Origin of the sequence: Arthrobacter wenxiniae (assembly GCF_013376105.1) — a bacterium.
GTDB lineage: Bacteria > Actinomycetota > Actinomycetes > Actinomycetales > Micrococcaceae > Specibacter > Specibacter wenxiniae.
Map to the genome: position 1 here is coordinate 36834 of NZ_JAAMFM010000015.1, position 16538 is coordinate 53371.

11 protein-coding genes and 1 pseudogene are annotated in these 16538 nt (G+C 66.7%); 6 read left to right on the forward strand and 6 right to left on the reverse strand.

All coding sequences use genetic code 11. The features are described from left to right. The first annotated feature begins 31 nt into the window (after nucleotides 1–31). Together G6034_RS11185 and G6034_RS11190 are read left to right on the forward strand one after the other, a co-directional pair. Entirely contained in the window at nucleotides 32–784 is a 753-nt protein-coding gene (locus G6034_RS11185) for a FadR/GntR family transcriptional regulator (RefSeq protein ID WP_176635196.1), read from the forward strand. Between the two features lie 77 nt (nucleotides 785–861). Further along, entirely contained in the window at nucleotides 862–1188 is a 327-nt protein-coding gene (locus tag G6034_RS11190) for a hypothetical protein (RefSeq protein WP_176635197.1), read from the forward strand. A 245-nt stretch (nucleotides 1189–1433) separates the two neighbouring features. Here G6034_RS11190 and G6034_RS20310 read toward each other — a convergent pair whose 3' ends face one another. From G6034_RS20310 to G6034_RS11215, 5 genes are all read right to left on the reverse strand, one after another. Continuing rightward, entirely contained in the window at nucleotides 1434–2597 is a 1164-nt protein-coding gene (locus G6034_RS20310; RefSeq protein WP_176635198.1) for a Wadjet anti-phage system protein JetD domain-containing protein, read from the reverse strand. After that, complete coding sequence (locus G6034_RS11200) at nucleotides 2587–5961, reverse strand: ATP-binding protein (RefSeq protein WP_176635199.1); 3375 nt, start codon at nucleotides 5959–5961, stop codon at nucleotides 2587–2589. The genes G6034_RS20310 and G6034_RS11200 overlap by 11 nt, the downstream gene beginning before the upstream one ends. Continuing rightward, on the reverse strand, nucleotides 5958–6650 hold the full coding sequence (locus tag G6034_RS11205) for a DUF4194 domain-containing protein (RefSeq protein WP_176635200.1): 693 nt from the start codon (nucleotides 6648–6650) through the stop codon (nucleotides 5958–5960). The genes G6034_RS11200 and G6034_RS11205 overlap by 4 nt, the downstream gene beginning before the upstream one ends. Then, a complete protein-coding gene (locus tag G6034_RS11210; protein ID WP_176635201.1) occupies nucleotides 6647–8089 on the reverse strand; it encodes a DUF3375 family protein in 1443 nt (480 codons plus the stop codon). The genes G6034_RS11205 and G6034_RS11210 overlap by 4 nt, the downstream gene beginning before the upstream one ends. Before the next feature lie 190 nt (nucleotides 8090–8279). Next, nucleotides 8280–9650, reverse strand: a complete 1371-nt coding sequence (locus tag G6034_RS11215; RefSeq protein WP_176635202.1) for an FAD-binding oxidoreductase — start codon at nucleotides 9648–9650, stop codon at nucleotides 8280–8282. A gap of 144 nt (nucleotides 9651–9794) precedes the next feature. Here G6034_RS11215 and G6034_RS11220 point away from each other — a divergent pair, with 144 nt between their 5' ends. The 3 genes and pseudogenes from G6034_RS11220 to G6034_RS11230 all read left to right on the forward strand — a co-directional run. Next, complete coding sequence (locus G6034_RS11220) at nucleotides 9795–11684, forward strand: plasmid pRiA4b ORF-3 family protein (RefSeq protein WP_176635203.1); 1890 nt, start codon at nucleotides 9795–9797, stop codon at nucleotides 11682–11684. Between the two features lie 277 nt (nucleotides 11685–11961). Continuing rightward, nucleotides 11962–13221 carry an amidohydrolase gene (locus G6034_RS11225; protein ID WP_176635204.1) on the forward strand — a complete coding sequence of 420 codons (1260 nt, stop codon included), beginning with the start codon at nucleotides 11962–11964 and terminating at the stop codon, nucleotides 13219–13221. A gap of 639 nt (nucleotides 13222–13860) precedes the next feature. Next, nucleotides 13861–14262: pseudogene (locus G6034_RS11230) on the forward strand (phosphatase); the annotation flags it as partial. Nucleotides 14263–14618: 356 nt separating this feature from the next. Here the strand turns inward: G6034_RS11230 and G6034_RS11235 are convergent. Continuing rightward, on the reverse strand, nucleotides 14619–15644 hold the full coding sequence (locus G6034_RS11235) for an AraC family transcriptional regulator (RefSeq protein WP_246295695.1): 1026 nt from the start codon (nucleotides 15642–15644) through the stop codon (nucleotides 14619–14621). A 112-nt stretch (nucleotides 15645–15756) separates the two neighbouring features. Between G6034_RS11235 and G6034_RS11240 the strand changes: the two genes are divergently transcribed. Next, entirely contained in the window at nucleotides 15757–16524 is a 768-nt protein-coding gene (locus G6034_RS11240) for an SDR family NAD(P)-dependent oxidoreductase (RefSeq protein ID WP_176635205.1), read from the forward strand. The last annotated feature ends 14 nt before the right edge of the window (nucleotides 16525–16538 follow it).

The window sequence follows — 16538 nt, forward strand, 5'->3', positions numbered from 1 at the left end:
GGGGTGGGAAAATTCCCCTACAGTGATCTTTATGGGCTTGGATTCAGGAGTGGGCGGGGAGGCCTCGCCGATCGACGGCGCCGCGCTGGCCGGCCTTGACCGGCGCAGCGCCATGGACGCCGTGCGCCTGCGCATCGGCACCGCCATCTACCTGGGGCTGCTCAAGCCCGGGGAGCGCCTGCCGGACAAGGATGAGGTGGCGCTGGGCCTGTCGGTCAGCCCCATCACGGCCCGCCGGGCACTGACCAGCCTGGCCGAGGAGGGTGTGGTGGTGCGCCGCCGCGGCCGCAACGGCGGCACTTTTGTGGCGGATGAACCGCCGCGCGCCGTGCTGGCCGCGCTGGCGGCCCCGCCGGCCGAATTCAGCCGCGTGCACCACCTGGTGGACCGCCGGCTGCTGGCGGAATGCGCCGTCACGCATTTCGCGGCGTTGAATGTTTCGGCGGAACAGCTTGCGCGGCTGGACGCGTTGACGCAACGGATGGCCGCTGCACAAAGCTGGTCCAGGTACCACCAGCTGGACGAGGAATTCCACCGCCTGGTGGCCGGAGCTTCCGGACTGGGCGGCGCCGTGGAGGCCTACCTTGAGGTCCTCCTGGAGCTGTATGAATACTTCATCCCGTACCCCATCGAGAGCCTGCACGCCTCCAACCAGGACCATGTCCAGCTGGTGGCCGCCCTGCGGGACGGGCAGGTAGGGGATGCGGTCGAGATCTCCCGGCGCCATGTGGACACGCTCCACCGGACCATGTTCATGGGGCTGGCCGACGGGGCGCCGAAGTAGCTCCCTCTTGACGGCGGACGTTGTCCGGCTCGCTGAAGGCGGACGTTGGCGGCCCCCGCTGGGTGGATGATGGAACCATGACTGAACTTGCCACGGCCGCACGCCGCACGGAACTGGACCACGCCACGGAGGACCTCCGGGAACTGTGCGAGGAGGTGGCCGTGCCCATGCAGGCCCAGCAGTACATCGCCTATTTCTGCGGCGCGGGCGGGCAGTCGCCGAGCGACAAGGCACTCCGGCGCCGGGCCTTCTATGCCGGGATTGACCGCTTCCAGCGGGCCGTTGAAGCTGTGGGCGACCTTGAGGCTGCCGGGTACGCGCCGCGCGAGGCGGCCAGCATTGAAAAGGAAAGCGCCCGCTTCGCGCGCCTGCGCCGGGAAATCAGCGCGGCCGCCGGGGACTAGCGCGGCAGCCGGTGGGGCAAGGCGCCCCCGGGTCCGGTGGCCGTCATGTTGATGACATCAATGGTGGGGCCAAGAGGTCAGGTCCCATTACGCGGCGTAATTCTTGTTTCCTCTTGGTGGTTGGAAGGATGGGTTTTCGGGGTCGTCTGTGGCGGGGTTGAGTCCGGCGTCCTGGTGGGTGGCCCATCCGGCGTTGGGGGCTTCACCATGCTGCTCCGGGGAGGTCCCGCGGGCACCCCCGCGCATCAGGGCAGCCGCCCCAGCACGTAGTCCCAGCGCAAGAGTTCCTGTTCCAGTCGCAGCTGCGGTGCGAACCCGCCCGTCTGGAGGGCCGCGTACAGGGCGGCCTCCTCGGCAGTGAGATGTGACAGGGCCGCATGCGTGGGAGTGTCCTCGCGGCCCCAAAAGTCGCGGTGCGCCAGCAGCGTTTCCTCGTCCATCAGGATGCTGCGCACGTGCGGGTGGTGGCTGCGCAGCTGGTCAAGGATGTGGAAGCCGTGCGTGTCGATGTCGCCCCAGTACAGCACCTCGGCGCCTTCCAGCCAGGCGGCGTCCCGCAGCCCGGAGAAGCCGTAGCCGCCGCCAAACACGGCCAGGGTCCGCGGCGCATCGGGCAGGGCCAGGAAGTTGACCAGGTTCTCCGTGGTGACGATCCGGTCCACGTCCAGGTCCAGGGCGGAGAATCCGGCGGCCGTGACCTCCACGTCCGCCAGGCCGGGCGCGGGCGCCGCGGCGGGGTCCAAAAAACGCAGCCTGACCCTGTCCGGGGCGTGCAGGAAGCCGTGCCGGCGGGAGTAGTTCTTCCCGGCAGGCACACGCTCGGGCGCCAGCACGGCCAGCTGCTCGTCGATGAGCCGCCGGTGCGTTTCGACGAACTTGGTGTGAACGCCCGGCAGCGACAGCTGCCGCAGGTAGATTCCGGGACGTGGATTCGCGGCCAGCCAGAGGGCCACCCGGGCCGAGGTCAGCGCGTCCGGGCCCTGTTTGAGAAGTTCCAGCGGCCGGCGCAGCGCCCAGGCACCCAGGGCGGGATGGAGCTCCGCCACGCTGCGGGCCAGTTCCGCAAACCGTGCAGCCTCCCGGCCCAGGCCCAGCAAGGCGATCTCGTCCGCGGCAGTGCCAAACACGGCGGCCGACGGCAGCATGTTCACCCCGATGGTGTTCGCTCCCACCGGGGCATGCTCCAGCGCGCAGCCCCGCGGCGCCGGCTCCCAGGAGGCGGCCCACGCCGCGGCCAGCGCATAGTCGGTGCGCAGCTGCGCGGCGCTGGGGTGCCTGATGGCACGACGCCGGGGATGGACGCCCGTGGGCGCCGTCGCCTCGCGCAGCAGCTCGCCGCTGTTCCACGACCGGAGCGAGGCGGCCCGCACGTCGGCCGGGGTGGTCCAGCCGGTTGCCCTAGCTGCCACGCTTGTCCCGTTCGGCCCGGTACTCGTGGATGGTCATGTTGCGCAGCTGGGAATCGTCGCCGGCCTCGTTGGCCACGAAGCCCACGTTGGCCACAAACGGCTCAATGACGTGGATCTTTTGCAGCGGCGTGACAATGAGGAGCTGGAGCTTGAGCCGCTTGAACAGTTCGAGCCCGTATTTGGCGGACTCGTCGGAGCCGCGGCCAAAGGCCTCATCGATGACCACAAAGCGGAAGGAGCGCTGGTTGCCGGGCCCCGCGGCGATGCCGAACTGGAAGGCCAGGGCGGCGGCCAGGATGGTGTACGCCAGCTTCTCCTTCTGCCCGCCGGACTTCCCGCCGGAGTCGGTGAAGTGCTCGTGCTCCTCGCCGGTCTCGGTCCACTTTTCCGAGGCGGAGAAGGTGAACCAGTTGCGCACGTCGGTGACCTTGGCCGTCCAGCGCTCGTCAAGGTTGGTCAGGCCCGGCCGGCCGCGGAACCGCTCCACGAGGGCCTCCACCTGCAGGAATTTTTGCTCCGAGTACTGCTCCTGGGCGCCGATGGAGCCTTCCGAGCAGGCCCGCAGCTCGCTGCCGAACTCGCGGACCTCGGCGTCCGAGGTGGCCTGCGGCTCCAGCTGGATGTGCCGGCCCGGGTTGTATTCGATCCGGGCCAGGGACTCGTTGATTTCCCCGATCCGGGAGACGATGTCCTGCCGGCGGGAATCCAGGAAGGCGTTGAAGGCCACGATCTCGTGGATGGTGTTTTGCGTCAGCGATTCCTTGAACCGTTCGGCAAAACGGGGGAGGTCGTTGTCCACGAGCTGCTGCAGGATCGTGTTGAACTCCCCGGCGGCCTCCAGCGAGGCGTCGAGCTCGGTGGTCTCCGCAGGGTACTTGTTGCGGAAATCGGCCATGAACCGGATGGTGGTCTCGGACGCCCGGATCACCTGCTTGTTGAGGGCGTCGATGCTGGCCGTGAGTTTGTCCCGGACCTTGCTTTCCATCTTGGCGGTGTTCTTGTATGTGAGCACCTCGGACTCGAGTGCCGCCTGGGCGAGCCTCCCCAGCTCAGCCAGCAGGCCGGCGTCGTCCGTCAGGGGCGCCTCGGCGAGGGAATCGCGGCACTCCTCGATCTGTTCGGTGAGGTCCTGGATGCCCTTCCTGTTCGCGCCGACCCGCTCCGCCAGAGTGCCCAGCTTGCCGGCTGCCTTCTCCAGCCGTGCGGCGGTGGCGGATTCGCGGTCCGTGAGCTCACGCAGAATGTCGCTGGAGGACTCCAGGGCGGCCTTTTCCCGCGCCAGCTCCTCAATGGTCCGGGCCGTGGCGCGCCAGTCCAGGCTGGCAAAGCCGGCGACGGCGGACACCGTGCCGATGAGCCGCTGCTGGCGTCCCAGGCTGCCCAGCTGGGAGTCGATGCGGTCCAGCCCGTCGGCGGCGGAGCGCACCTGGCCCTCGGCTGTTTCCAGGGCGGCGCGGAGGCGGGCGATTTTGTCGTGGTTGTCCCAGCCCAGGACGTAGCTGGAGCGGTCCGTGAGTTCCTTGCGGTCGTCCTTTTCGTGGCGCCCGCCGCCGCCCTTGAGCTGGCCTTTGATGGTCAGCGCCTTGGGGTAGCGGCGGAAGTCGGCCATGGTGGCGCAGCACTGGTGGTCAAAGCGGCGCCCCAGCTCGTCGAGCAGGAACTCCCGGAAGGGCGTCCCCGGCTTGATGCCGATCTTCCCCGCCAGCGTGTCCGGGGAGGCGGGGCGCGGGGTGGGGTTCCCGCCCACCTTCAGGTAGACCAGCCGGGCCCGCAGGTTGTTCCCGTCCACCCAGTCGCTGACGGCGGCGTAGTGTTCGCCGGTCACGAGCAGCGAGAGGGCAAAGCCGTGCAGGGTCCGCTCCGCGGCGCCTTCCCAGGCGGCCTCGGATTCGCGGACACGCAGCAGCTCGCCCGCGAAGGGAAGCTCGGCTTCGGCAATGCCGGTCCCGTCGCACAGCTTCTTGCGCAGCGCGATCAACCAGCCGGGCAGCAGGTTTTGTCGGTTCAGCAGGCTCTTCAGCTCGGCCGTGTGGTCCGCTGCCTGCTCGGAGGCCTCGGAGCGCTGCCGGTCCAGGGCGGTGCGCCGCCCCTGAAGTTCCTTGTTGTCCGCGGCCAGCCGTTTCTCGACGGCGGGCAGGGCCGCCGCGTTGGCGTCAAAGACCACCTGGTCCTCGGGCTCAAACAGGCCCAGGACCGTGGCGGCCTCGGCGTAGGACCCGTAGCGTTCACGCTGGGCACCGGACTCAATGGCCAGCCGGGCCAGTTCGCCTTCGATGGCGGCGATCCGGCCGCCGCCGCTGTTGCGGATGTCGTCGCGCAGGTCTGCCAGTCCGCGGTTGAGTCGGCCCACCTCGGCCGTCAGGGTGTTTTGTTCCGCAGCCACCCGGGCCGAGGCGCGTTCCAGCTCCTGCAGGTGTGCTTCGCTCAGTTCCAGCTTCTTGGTGGTGAACCAGGGCGAGAGCTGCTCGCGCTGCTCGTGCGCGCGGTCGTACTCCGCGGTCAGTGAGTGGTGCCGGGCGGCGTTGTCCCGGACGGGTTCCAGCATGCGGATCTGGTCCTTGGCCCGCAGCACGGCGTCGTGCGCCTTCTTCAGGTCGTCAAAGTGGTGCAGCAGGTTCTTGATCCGGGTGTCAACGTCGTCCTCTTCGAGCATGTTGGTGCGCACAAAGTGGGTGATGTTCTCCACCTGCTTCATGGACACCGTGCGGTGGAACAGGTCCATGGCCTGGGCCGAGCCGATCCCGAAGTGGCGCTTGAACGCGGCCGCGTACTTTTCAAACACGTCGAAGACGGCAACGCCGTCGTTGCGCAGGCGCCGCTTGAGCTTGGCCATGTCGGTGCCAAAGTCGGAGAAATCGGCCTTGATGCTTTGGGCGCCCTCGGCAATGGAGTAGAAGCGCGTTGGCTGGCCGGCCTCCTGCGTGGCCCACAGCGTGATGGCCAGGGTGACGGTCTTGTCCAGGGCCGCATTGTGGAAGACGCCCAGCACCACAGTGAAGCTGCCCGGCCCGCGCAGGGCCACCGGGCGGGAGGTGTCGCCGATGCCGCTGCGGGCGCTCTTGTGGAAGCCGCGCACATAGGACATGAGGCTGCGTTCCTTCTTTTGCGCCCCGGCCGCCTTGTTGTACTCGATCCTGTTCGCCGGCAGCAGCAGCGTGGTGATGGCGTCCACAATGGTTGACTTGCCGGAGCCGATGTCCCCGGTGAGCAGGCTGTTCTCGCCGTCGAGCCGGAAGGTGCGCACATTCTTGTTGAAGGTGCCCCAGTTGAGCAGCTCCAAGCGGTGCAGCCGGAAGCCCGGGCGGGTGCCGGCGTCGTCCTCGGTGAGGTCATCCAGGCTGAAAAGTCCGGCTTGGGTGCTCATGCGGTGGCTTCCTTTGCGGTAAGTCCTGCTGTTCCTGGTGAATGATCGACGCCGGGTTGCCCGCCTTGGACGGCCGGCCCGCCAAGGGCCGCGCGGTAGTCGGCGAGGCGGGCGTCGAATTCCTCCAGCCACTGGGCATCCACGTAGGCCTTGAGGATGCGGGCCACCTCGAAGGCCCCTTCCTGTCCGCGGAGCTTGCGCAGGAACCCCAGTTCCGTGACCTTCTTGATGTTCGCGGCCAGCTGGTCCTGGATGCGGGCCTCGTTGCTGGATTCGGGCAGGAAGACGGAAACCATGTCCCCGATCTGCTCCGTTGTCATGATGAGCCGGGTTTCGCTGTTTTGCTGGTCAAATTCGGCCAGCCGGGCCCGCAACAGGGCCAGCAGCAGGCTGACGTGGAAGGTCAGCTGGCGGCGGGGGATGAGCAGCGGCAGCTCGGGGTCGGCGTTGGGGCTGGAGCGCAGGAAGGCGTAGCCCTCGGTGTCGTCGAGCACCAGTTCCAGGCCGAGCACGGCCACGTAGTCGCGGGCTTGTGCGGAGAGCTCCGTGAGCCGCTGCCACAGTTTTTCGTCCGCCTCGCGGTACACCACGCCCTTGAACAGCCGGGTGATGGCCAGGGGCAGGCCGTCCGGGGCGGTGGACGCATCGGGCGTGCCGGCGTCGTCGGGGGTGAAGGGGTCTGGGGTCATGTCGGCCTCACAAAGATGATTTGGTCCACGGTGGCCTCGCGCAGGCTGCCGTCGGGCAGGGTCCAGGACAGTGTTTGGGACCGCTCGGAGTCGATCGTGGCCCAGGTGGATTCGGTGGCGAGCTGGAAGTAGGTGACCAGTTCGGCCAGCCCTTGGCTGAGGGGGAAGGCGTCGGTGATGTCCGCCAGCGTGGCCTGGCCGGCCTGCGCCAGGACGGCGTCGATGTTGCCAGCAAGTCGCTGCGGGTCGACATGGAACTGGGTGTACAAGGCGTTGGCGTCGACGTCCAGGTCTTCTGCGACGTCCACGCCGTCGTGGATGGCCACCTGCCGGCTCGGCTCGTAGAGGGGCCGCTCGAAGGGGAGCGCCACGGGGACGCCGTGGCCGGAGAGCGCCGCGAAGGCGCCGGGCGGCGGGGTCGCGCGGACGGCCACGGCGCCGGACTCGATGCTGCGGATCAGGACCATGATGCGCTTGTTTTCCAGGAAGACCTTGTCGTCCAGCAGCCGGCGGATTTGGGCGGAGAGCTGGCGGACGGTGGCCTGGGTTTGTTCGACGGCGGGCAGCCAGTCGTTCTGCATGGACGTGATCTGCGGGAGGCCGTCCTGCGTGGCGAGGGCGTCGATCCGGGTGGCCCGTTCCAGCAGTTCGTGGAGTTCGGAACGCAGTTGCGGGGACATGAGGTAGTCCCAGAAGCCCTGGAAGGTGCGGCCCTGCAGGGAGCCGCTGATGTCCTGCTGGGAGGAGAAGATCGATTCCAGGAGGTCCCCCTGGCCGCCTTCCCACAGGGAGATTTGCTCGCGCAGGCTCCGGTCCAGCTTGCGGAAGTTCGCCTCCACCTCACGGAAATCGGCCAGGAGGTCCTTGGCCTGGGTGGTGAGCTGGTGGAAGTGGTCCACCGCTTCCGGGCCGCTCATGACGGGGATGTCGCCGGAGCGGATCTGCTCCATCTGGGCGTCGATGGCGTCGCGCTGGCGCTGCAGTTCGGCGAGCCTGGCCTCGGGGTCGGTTTCCGAGCCGTGGACCAGGGTCTTGAGCAGGTTGAAGATGCTGGAGAGGCGCGACTGGGTCGGCACAAAATCGCGGCCGCGCAGGGCCTCCACCCAGCGGATCACGTCCTCGGTGGCGGCGGTGAGGTCGTAGACGGGCTCATCACGGCCGTCCGTGTAGAACTTCCGCAACCAGGCCTTCTCCGGTTCCGCCCAGTCGTCCAGGTATTCGGCGGCGGGGCGCGGGAACCTGTCCTCGCCGAGGGAGTCCCGCAGGCTGAACAGGACGTCGTCCAGGGCGTCGACAAGGTCCTGGCGGCCCAGGTTGCGCTGGTTGGGGTCGGTGAAGGCGGCCATGAAGAATGTCAGCGCGAGCGGAGCATTTTGGGCGCGAAGCAGCGACCATCCCGCGTGCGCCTCCCGCAGGGAGTTGATCGAAAAGTAGTCCACGGCACCGTTCCATTGGCTTCAACTGCGTCCAAGGACAATCGTAGGTGCAGGGGCCGACAAACGCTTATTGACGTCCGCCGGCGGCGCCGGCACCCGGGCGGTGGAGCCGCCCCGCGCTGACTGGACCGTAGTGGCTGCTCCTGGCGCTCGGAGCCGACTGCCGTCCCGTGACGGGCCTTGTGGAGCGGCGTCAGATCCCCTTGCCGGGGTTCAGGATGCCCAGCGGGTCGAAGGCGGCCTTGATCTTGTGCTGCAACTCAAGGGAAAGCCCGCCCACCTCCTCCTTGAGCCAGTCCTGCTTCAGCACGCCGATCCCGTGTTCGCCGGTCAGGGTGCCGCCGAGCCGGCGGGCAAGGTGGAACATCTCCCCCAGGGCGGCCTTGGCCGGCCCCTCCGTGATGGATTCGTCGTGGCCAACAACCACCATGGGGTGCAGGTTGCCGTCCGCGGCGTGCGCGATCACGAAGATTTTCACCCCGGTCCGGGCGGAGATTTCGGCCAGGCCCGCAACCGCCTCGGCCAGCCGCTTGCGCGGGACGCCGATGTCCCCGATGGAGACGCGGCCCAGCAGTTGCAGGGCGGGGATGGCGTTGCGCCGGGCGGCGACCAGCTCGGCGGCCCGGGCGTCGTCGTCGGTCTGTTCAATGGACAGGGCGAACGGGGTGATCGCCTCGACCAGGACCTGCTGCTCCAGCAATGCGCCGTAGCCGTCCGTCTGGGCGAGCAGGAAGGCGTTTCCCCGGATGGCATGGCCGGTGCCCATCATCGCGTCCACAGCGGCCAGCGTCCCGCCGTCGATGAATTCGAGGATGGCCGGCTGGACCCGGGCCGCGATGATGGCCGACGCCGCCTGCGCGGCGGCCGCCGCATCCGCGAAATAGGCGGCCACGGTGGCGGTGCGCAACGGTTTGGGCCGCAGTCGTAGGGTGGCCTCCACGACAACGCCCAGGGTTCCCTCCGAGCCGATGAGCAGGGCGTTGAGGTCGTAGCCGCTGACGCCCTTGATGGTGTTGCGGCCGGTTGTCAGGATCCGGCCGTCGGCCAGGACCGCCTGCAGGGAAAGCACCGACTCGCGGGTCACCCCGTACTTGGCGCACCACATCCCTCCGGCGTTGGTGGCCACATTGCCGCCGATCGAACAGATCGCCGTGCTGGCCGGGTCCGGGGCATAGAACAGTCCGTGCCGCGAGGCGGCGGCATTGACTTCGGCATTGAGCACGCCCGGCTGCACCACGGCCTGCTGCTCCACCGGGTCAATGGAGAGGATCCGGTTCATCCGGCTGACATCCAGCACCACGTTGCCTGCCGTGGCGGAGGACCCGCCGGCCAGGCCCGTGCCCGCCCCGCGCGGCACGATCGGGACCCGGTAGCGGGTGGCAAGGCGCAGCGCCTCGACCACGTCGTCCACCGATTCCGCGTAGACGATCCCGTCCGGAACGCCGCCGGGCACGTAGCCGGACCGGTCCACGGAGGCCCGGGCCCTCTCCTCCGGGTCCGTCGAGACGAGCCGGCAGGCCGCCAGCAGGGCCGCGGCGCCACCACCGGCTGGGAGCGTAGTCATGCCTCCACCTTCGTCCATGCGGGCGGCGGCCGCAAGGCTTTCGGCGTCACGCCGCGGCTGCCCGACTGATTTCGGACAACAGGCTCTCCGTGCCGCTGCCGTTCCGGGTCGCCTGACCGGCCCCGGACATGGAAGCATGGAGACATGGCAAAGAAGACCAGGCATCGCAGCAACGCCGCGCGCGGCTCCACTTCGGTCAGTGCACTGCGGGCAGCGCGGGGAATAGACGCCCTGACGCCGGCCTTTGTGCGTTGGTTTGAGGGCACCCAGGACCTGCCCGCAGGCGCTGCCATGGTGGTTCTGGAACCCGTCAAAGCCTTGGTCACCGCGTACTTTGAGGCTTCCCCGGCATCCGAGGTCACGAGCTTTGAACCCGTTCCGTTCGCCCTGGCCTTGGACGAAGTGATGGGCGGGGTTGATGAGGACGACGCGGACCTCCTCGAATTCACCGTTGAATCAATCCACGGCTACCTCGAGTTCCTCAGCGAAACGGACGCCTGGACAGGCAGCACGGAGGACTTCGACGCCATTCAAGACCTTTTCTCCGAGGACTACGAGGACTACGAGGACGACGACGAGGACGGCTGGGAAGGCGGCATCCCCGACATCGTGGTCCCGGACTTGACCGTGGCGGAGGAACTGGCCGGCCTGTCCGGCACCGTGCTGGCCCAGCGCCTGGACGCGCTGCTGAGGTGGATTGGCACGGGCAAGGATGTCACGTCCAGAGGCTGGCTGCGCATGAAGGACATCGAGGGGGCCGGCGCAGCCATCGGCCTGGCCGTCAGGGGTGCCAGGCTCTCGGCGCACAAGGCCAAGGACTCCCAGGAAGCACTTTTCGACGATCCCGCGGCGGGCAGCGACGCCGCCCGCACGGTCAAGTCCATGAATGACGAGCCGTCCATGGCCCTGTTCTGGAACGCCCTGCAATCGGCACTCCTCATCGAGATCGGTGCCACCAGGGCCTGGCTGACACCCCTGGCGGAAAGTTACCTGGAGGCCGCGGGGGAGGACAAGCTTGCCGTGCTGCGCGATTTCACCACCTCCTTCATCGAACTGGCCGTCAAGGGCGAAGAAGTGTGGAATCCGTGGATGCTTGAGGCCGCCGCCATCGAAACGGCGGTCCTGGTTGCAGCCACGACGGACACGCCGCCGGCCATGGAGCGGATCCGGTCCCTCACGGCCCCGGCCGGCGGGGAGGGTGGGGAGTCCGGCCCACAATTCGGGGATGAGATGACGGGCCGCATTTTGCTCCACCGCCTGGAATACCTGGCGGAGTTCGGCCTGCTTGCCATCGGCGACCACCTCAGCGTGCCGCCCGCTGTCGTCGGTTGCGTGGCGGCAGCGCTGGAGGGGTCACTCAACGTTGAGGACGGGTCGGAAGTCGAGCTCGAACGGGCGGACATTCGCATTGTTCCGCCGTCGGAAGCGAGGAAACGGCCAAGGCCCGCCCCCAAGCGGAACCCGAAGGCGCCGATCCTGCAGCTGAAGGTCATGCTCAAGGGATCCAAGCCGCCCGTCTGGCGCCGTCTGCTGGTCCGCTCCGACCTGACACTGGCTGAACTCCACCACATCATCCAGGCCTCTTTTGCGTGGCAGGACTGCCACATGCACAATTTTCAGGTCGGGGGGTGGCTCGGGCCCGAGTACGGGCCCGCGGATGAAGAGGGGCTTGGCGGCCCGCCCATCGAGGAGGCCGGCGTCGCCATCCGGGAACTGCTGGCCAACGAAGGGGACAGCGTCACCTACACCTACGACTTTGGCGACAACTGGGAACACTCCATCAGCGTGGAGAAGGTCCTGCCTGCCGACGCCGGTGCCCGTGCAGTGCGGTGCACCGGAGGCCGCGGCGCGGCCCCACTCGAGGACAGTGGCGGCGTCTGGGGTTGGGCTGCCATGGTGGCGGCCGCCAACGATCCCAGCCACGAGGAACACGAGGACTTCCGCGACTGGCTCGGCCTCGAGCGCGGGGAAACCCTTGACCCGAAGGCCTTCGACAGGGACGCCCTGGACGAGGAACTGGCCCGTCTGTTCTGAGCCGGCCCCGTCTGGGCCATGGGCAGGCGCTTCGCCACCTCGACGAACAGCAACGAAGGTGGCGCCACCCCTGGGTGCGGGTCAACCCGGTGGTGGCCGGCCGCGGCCGTCCGACTTGTTGCGCCGGCGTGTGGACATCGAATGGAGCGGGGAATACCGTTGCACTCGAGGGCCTTGTCCGTAGTCTTGAGCCCGCACGGGATGACGTAAATGCCCGGGACGTGCCGCAGCTGAACCGCAGCAGGGTGGCGGTCCGGCCTTGCAGGAAGGTGGACGGATGCCAGACTTCAATGCAGTTCTCGCCACGCTGGAGCAGGAGTTGGGGTGGCAGCGCGAGCTCTACAAGGACTTTCACCGCCAGCCCGAGCTGAGTCTGCAGGAGCATGCCACCGCCCGGGCCATTGAGGACAGGCTCACCGGCTGGGGCTACGCCGTCCAGCGGATCGGGGGCACCGGCGTCGTGGGTGTCCTGGAAAACGGCACCGGCGTGTGCGTGCTGGCCCGTGCCGACATCGACGCCCTGCCCGTCACCGAGGCCACGGGCCTGGACTACGCCTCCACCGCCACGGGGACCGACAGCGACGGCTCCACGGTGGGCGTCATGCACGCCTGCGGGCACGACATGCACATCACCGCCCTCCTCGGCGCCGCCAAGCTGCTCGCCGACCAGCGCGGCGCCTGGTCCGGGACGTACATTGCGCTGTTCCAGCCGGCCGAGGAGACCGCCGCCGGCGCCCGCGCCATGCTCGACGACGGACTGGCCGCCAAGGTGCCCCGGCCCGACGTCGCGCTGGCCCAGCACGTCATGGCCACCGAGGCCGGGACCATCGGCACCACGGCCGGACCCATCCTGTCGGCGGGAGATTCGATCAGGATCACCGTGCACGGCCGCGGCGCGCACGGGTCCATGCCGCACAATTCCGTGGACCCGGTGGTGCTGGCCGCCTCGATCGTGCTGCGGCTGCAGACCATCGTCTCGCGCGAGACCATGCCGGGGGAGTTCGCGGTGGTCACGGTGGGGGCCTCCAATGCCGGGTCCAAGCCGAACATCATCGCGGACCGCGCCGTGCTCCTGCTCAACATCCGCACCTATGACACGGAGCTGCGCGGGCGCGTCATCGCCGCCATCGAGCGGATTGTGCGCGGGGAATGCGCCGCGGCCGGCTCGCCCAGGGAACCGGAGTTTGAATACTACGACCAGTACCCGCTGACCACCAACGACGCCGCCGCCAACGCCAAGGTGACGGGGGCCTTCACGGCCCACTTTGGCAACGGCGTCGTGTACCACGCCGCCCCGCAGACGGCGTCGGAGGACTTCAGCCGGGTGCCGGATGCGTTCGGGGTGCCGTACGTGTACTGGGTCGTGGGGTCGGTGCCGCGGGACGTCTACCGCGATGCGGTGGAGCAGGGCACGGTGGCGCAGGACATCCCGGCAAACCATTCACCGTTCTTCGCCCCGGCCATCGACCCCACGCTCGGGGTGGCCACGCAGGCGCACGTGGTAGCGGCGTTGGCCTACCTCGCCAAGGGGAAGTGAGCGCCGTGGGCGCAGCGTCTCCCGCCGCCGTCGTCCGTACCGACGGCAGGCCCAAGCAGGTGCCCGGCCGCCGCCCGGCGTCCCGCAGCACGTGCCACGGCCGGCGCGCCCAACGGGATGCCGGCCTGCCCCTTGGCGTGGTGCCGTCGCACTATGGAGTCCCCCGACCAACAGGGGCATGATGGAGGAAGCGGACACAAGAAGGCAATGCCAGGGGAAGGTCCGCCAGCCGGCCGGAATGCCGGCGCGGATGAAGGAGTTGATGGGCCATGGACATGGTGACACTCGGCTACATAGGTCTCGGCATGATCGTCGTGACAGTGATCATGAGCATGATTGCCATTTACGGAGGGCACGGGCGCCGCACGCACATCCGCTAAGGGACGCGGAGTTTGGCGGGCCGGGTCGTCGCTGGGTCACTCAACTGTCGGTTTGTGCGGGAAGGACCGTGCGCCGGCCACTCAACGGTCGGCTCGCCGCGCCCCGGCCGTACGGGGCAGCGCAAGGCGCGTGCCGGCCTCGTGCGTTCCCCCATGCAGGGTTCGCGGGCCGTTAAGGCGGCGTTCAGCTGTAAACCACCGCCGCGTACCTTCACCTTGGCACGGTTGCAGGCATCATCCCGCATCCGAAAGGTCCGCCATGAACGACCTGAAAACGCTCCTGCCCATGCTCGGCCACATCCGAGGAAAGCGCAGCGCCGTCACCTGCAGCCTCAAATGCGACAACGCCTGCTCCAAGGCTGTCTGCAACACCTCCGCCAACAGCTACTTTCGCGACATCGCCTCGGCCGAGTTCTCCCGCCGCTCCGCGCTGGGCCTGGGGCTCGCCGGCGCCCTCAGTGCCGCCGTCGTCGTCCAGGGCGCCGTGCCCGCCCATGGCGCCACGGGCGACGCCGGCAGCCACGGCAAGGACGGCAAGCTCGCCTTCACCCCGATCAAGCCCGTCGACGCGTCCGTGGACGCCTTCAACGTCCCGAAGGGCTACAGCTGGGCGCCGGTCATCCGCTGGGGCGACCCGCTGTTCTCCGACGCAAGAGTCTATAAACACCCCACGCTTTTTTCCACCTTACCCAGCCCCAAACGGGCTCTTGATTACCCGTGTCTTTCTATGAGCCCCCAGCCCAGTTGTCTTCTCGGGAGGACAGGGCAATGCGGAGAAGGGCTCCGCCATATTGCCGACAAGAAACGGCAAGCCGAATGCCTTCAACAACTCATAGACGAGCCGGACGGCCACCCAACACTCGACTGATCACCAAGAGCCACCCGTTAACTGCAAATCAATTAGTACAAAACAGACGTCGGGACGTGACTTAGCAGGAGGATTCCGGCCAGATCCGGCGCGGCAACGCGCCCCGAATCATGGCCACCTTGACGTAACGTCGCCATCGCGATTCTGCGTCATTGGGAACTTGTATAAACCCTATTAGAATCCCGATAGCCCGATGGCGTGATTCCCTGTTCTCTCATAAATTGTCTATTAAAATTCGATATATTTGAATAACCACATTCTTTTGCAATAATCGAAATTAACTTTGTCGTCAAGCGAAGCTGTTTGCATGCGTGTGCAATACGCATTTTGCGCACTATGTCCGTGAAAGTCTGACTGCTCGCTTGCTTGAAATACCGTGAAAACGCGGATTCCGACATTCCGACCATAGACGCGGCGCGGGATAAAGATACACTACCGTGCATATTTTGGAAGATATAATCAAGGGCGCGGTTCATCACATCTGCTGTATGCGGATCGTCCGGAGGTCGAATACCCTCGGCAGAGAGGGCTCGAAAATCGGTTTGCGGGGCCGAATTAAGCACGTCGAGCACCCTTAAGATGTGAGTCAATCGCTTGACGCCAGCAGTTACGCCTATCGCTTCGAGCTCCTCTGCCGCCCGTGCTGCGGTCGCTCCGAAGAACTCGATGCCGCGCGTCGAACGCGCGAGCAGCGGACCGAGTTCATTCAACTCGGGTAGCTGCTCCCGGCAACTATCGAGCCACGAACCCAGAAACTGGAAAGCAACGTCGCGCCCGACCACAACTTCGCCAGGCAACACGTCACTGATCCAATTATGCGGCAGATTTGGTCCGACGAGCACAACCTGACCAGGCGAGAAAATACCGATACCGTTGCCTACAATATAATGCCCTGTAGATTCTCGGACCAGGTGAATCTCATACTCAGGATGATAGTTCCACTTGGCATAGGTGCTGGGATAGTCGTGTGAGTGCCAGCGCGCGGAAATCCGCGGATCCCGGGGGACCACTTCGCGGATAGCGGGTTGCTCGAGCATTCGCACGGCATCGACACCGGCATCGGTCGGCCTGGACAGTCGCTCCGTCATTTGCCGCCACTCCTGAACGTCATATTGGTCGTCGAGATACCGCCACCGGACCACTCCAGTACGCAAAATAGTATCAAAGTCCAGCATAAGCCACGCTAGCTTGGCGCGAACTCCCGTGGGTAAGCTCAAGTCACAATGCGGCACCGCTGACGCTATGAGGGTGACTGGCCGCATGAAGTCATTCAGAATCGGGTGTCGGATGAGTGTTCTTGATAAGTTCTCGTTGGATGGACGACGCATCCTCGTCACCGGCGGTAACCAGGGCATGGGCAAGGCGTTTGCTTTCGCCCTCGCCGATGCTGGTGCACGCGTAGCCATTTCTGGGCGCAACCACGAACGCAACGAGGCCACAGTCCGTGACGCAGCAGATGCCGGACATCACATTACCGCCATCGACGCCGACATCACCGACGATGCTGCCGTCATGACCATGACGGCAGACGCGGTCGATGCGCTCGGAGGACTCGACGTCCTCGTCAACAACGCTGGCGTGTGCTATCACGCCCCGGCCTTCGATGTTACGGATGAACAATGGGATGGCGTATTCGATTTAAATGTGCGTGCGTTATGGAAGTGCTGCCGCGCCGCCGGCTCCCATATGAAGGATAACGGCGGCGGCAGCATCATCAACATCGGGTCAATCTCCGCGATAATCGTCAATCGGCCGCAGATGCAGCCTGCATATAACGCGTCGAAAGCCGCAGTGCACCAACTTACCAAGTCGCTAGCCGCCGAATGGGCGCCGTTCAACATTCGCGTGAACGCTTTCGCACCCGGCTATGTGAAGACGGACATGGCCCCAGTTGACCGCCCCGAATTCCGGCGGTACTGGATCGATGACGTACCCATGCAACGCTATGCGACGCCCGAGGAGATCGCACCGAGCGTCGTATACCTCGCGAGCGACGCCTCATCGTTCATGACCGGCTCAACTCTCGTCATCGATGGAGGTTACACCCTCTGGTAGCAAGCCGTAGTACT

What these genes read in the sequence shown, in the direction of transcription:
- G6034_RS11185 (WP_176635196.1), top strand. Translation starts at nt 32, where the DNA reads ATGGGCTTGGATTCAGGAGTGGGCGGGGAGGCCTCGCCGATCGACGGC.
- G6034_RS11190 (WP_176635197.1), top strand. Translation starts at nt 862, where the DNA reads ATGACTGAACTTGCCACGGCCGCACGCCGCACGGAACTGGACCACGCC.
- G6034_RS11200 (WP_176635199.1), bottom strand. Translation starts at nt 5,961, where the DNA reads ATGAGCACCCAAGCCGGACTTTTCAGCCTGGATGACCTCACCGAGGAC.
- G6034_RS11205 (WP_176635200.1), bottom strand. Translation starts at nt 6,650, where the DNA reads ATGACCCCAGACCCCTTCACCCCCGACGACGCCGGCACGCCCGATGCG.
- G6034_RS11215 (WP_176635202.1), bottom strand. Translation starts at nt 9,650, where the DNA reads ATGACTACGCTCCCAGCCGGTGGTGGCGCCGCGGCCCTGCTGGCGGCC.
- G6034_RS11220 (WP_176635203.1), top strand. Translation starts at nt 9,795, where the DNA reads ATGGCAAAGAAGACCAGGCATCGCAGCAACGCCGCGCGCGGCTCCACT.
- G6034_RS11225 (WP_176635204.1), top strand. Translation starts at nt 11,962, where the DNA reads ATGCCAGACTTCAATGCAGTTCTCGCCACGCTGGAGCAGGAGTTGGGG.
- G6034_RS11235 (WP_246295695.1), bottom strand. Translation starts at nt 15,644, where the DNA reads ATGCTGGACTTTGATACTATTTTGCGTACTGGAGTGGTCCGGTGGCGG.
- G6034_RS11240 (WP_176635205.1), top strand. Translation starts at nt 15,757, where the DNA reads ATGAGTGTTCTTGATAAGTTCTCGTTGGATGGACGACGCATCCTCGTC.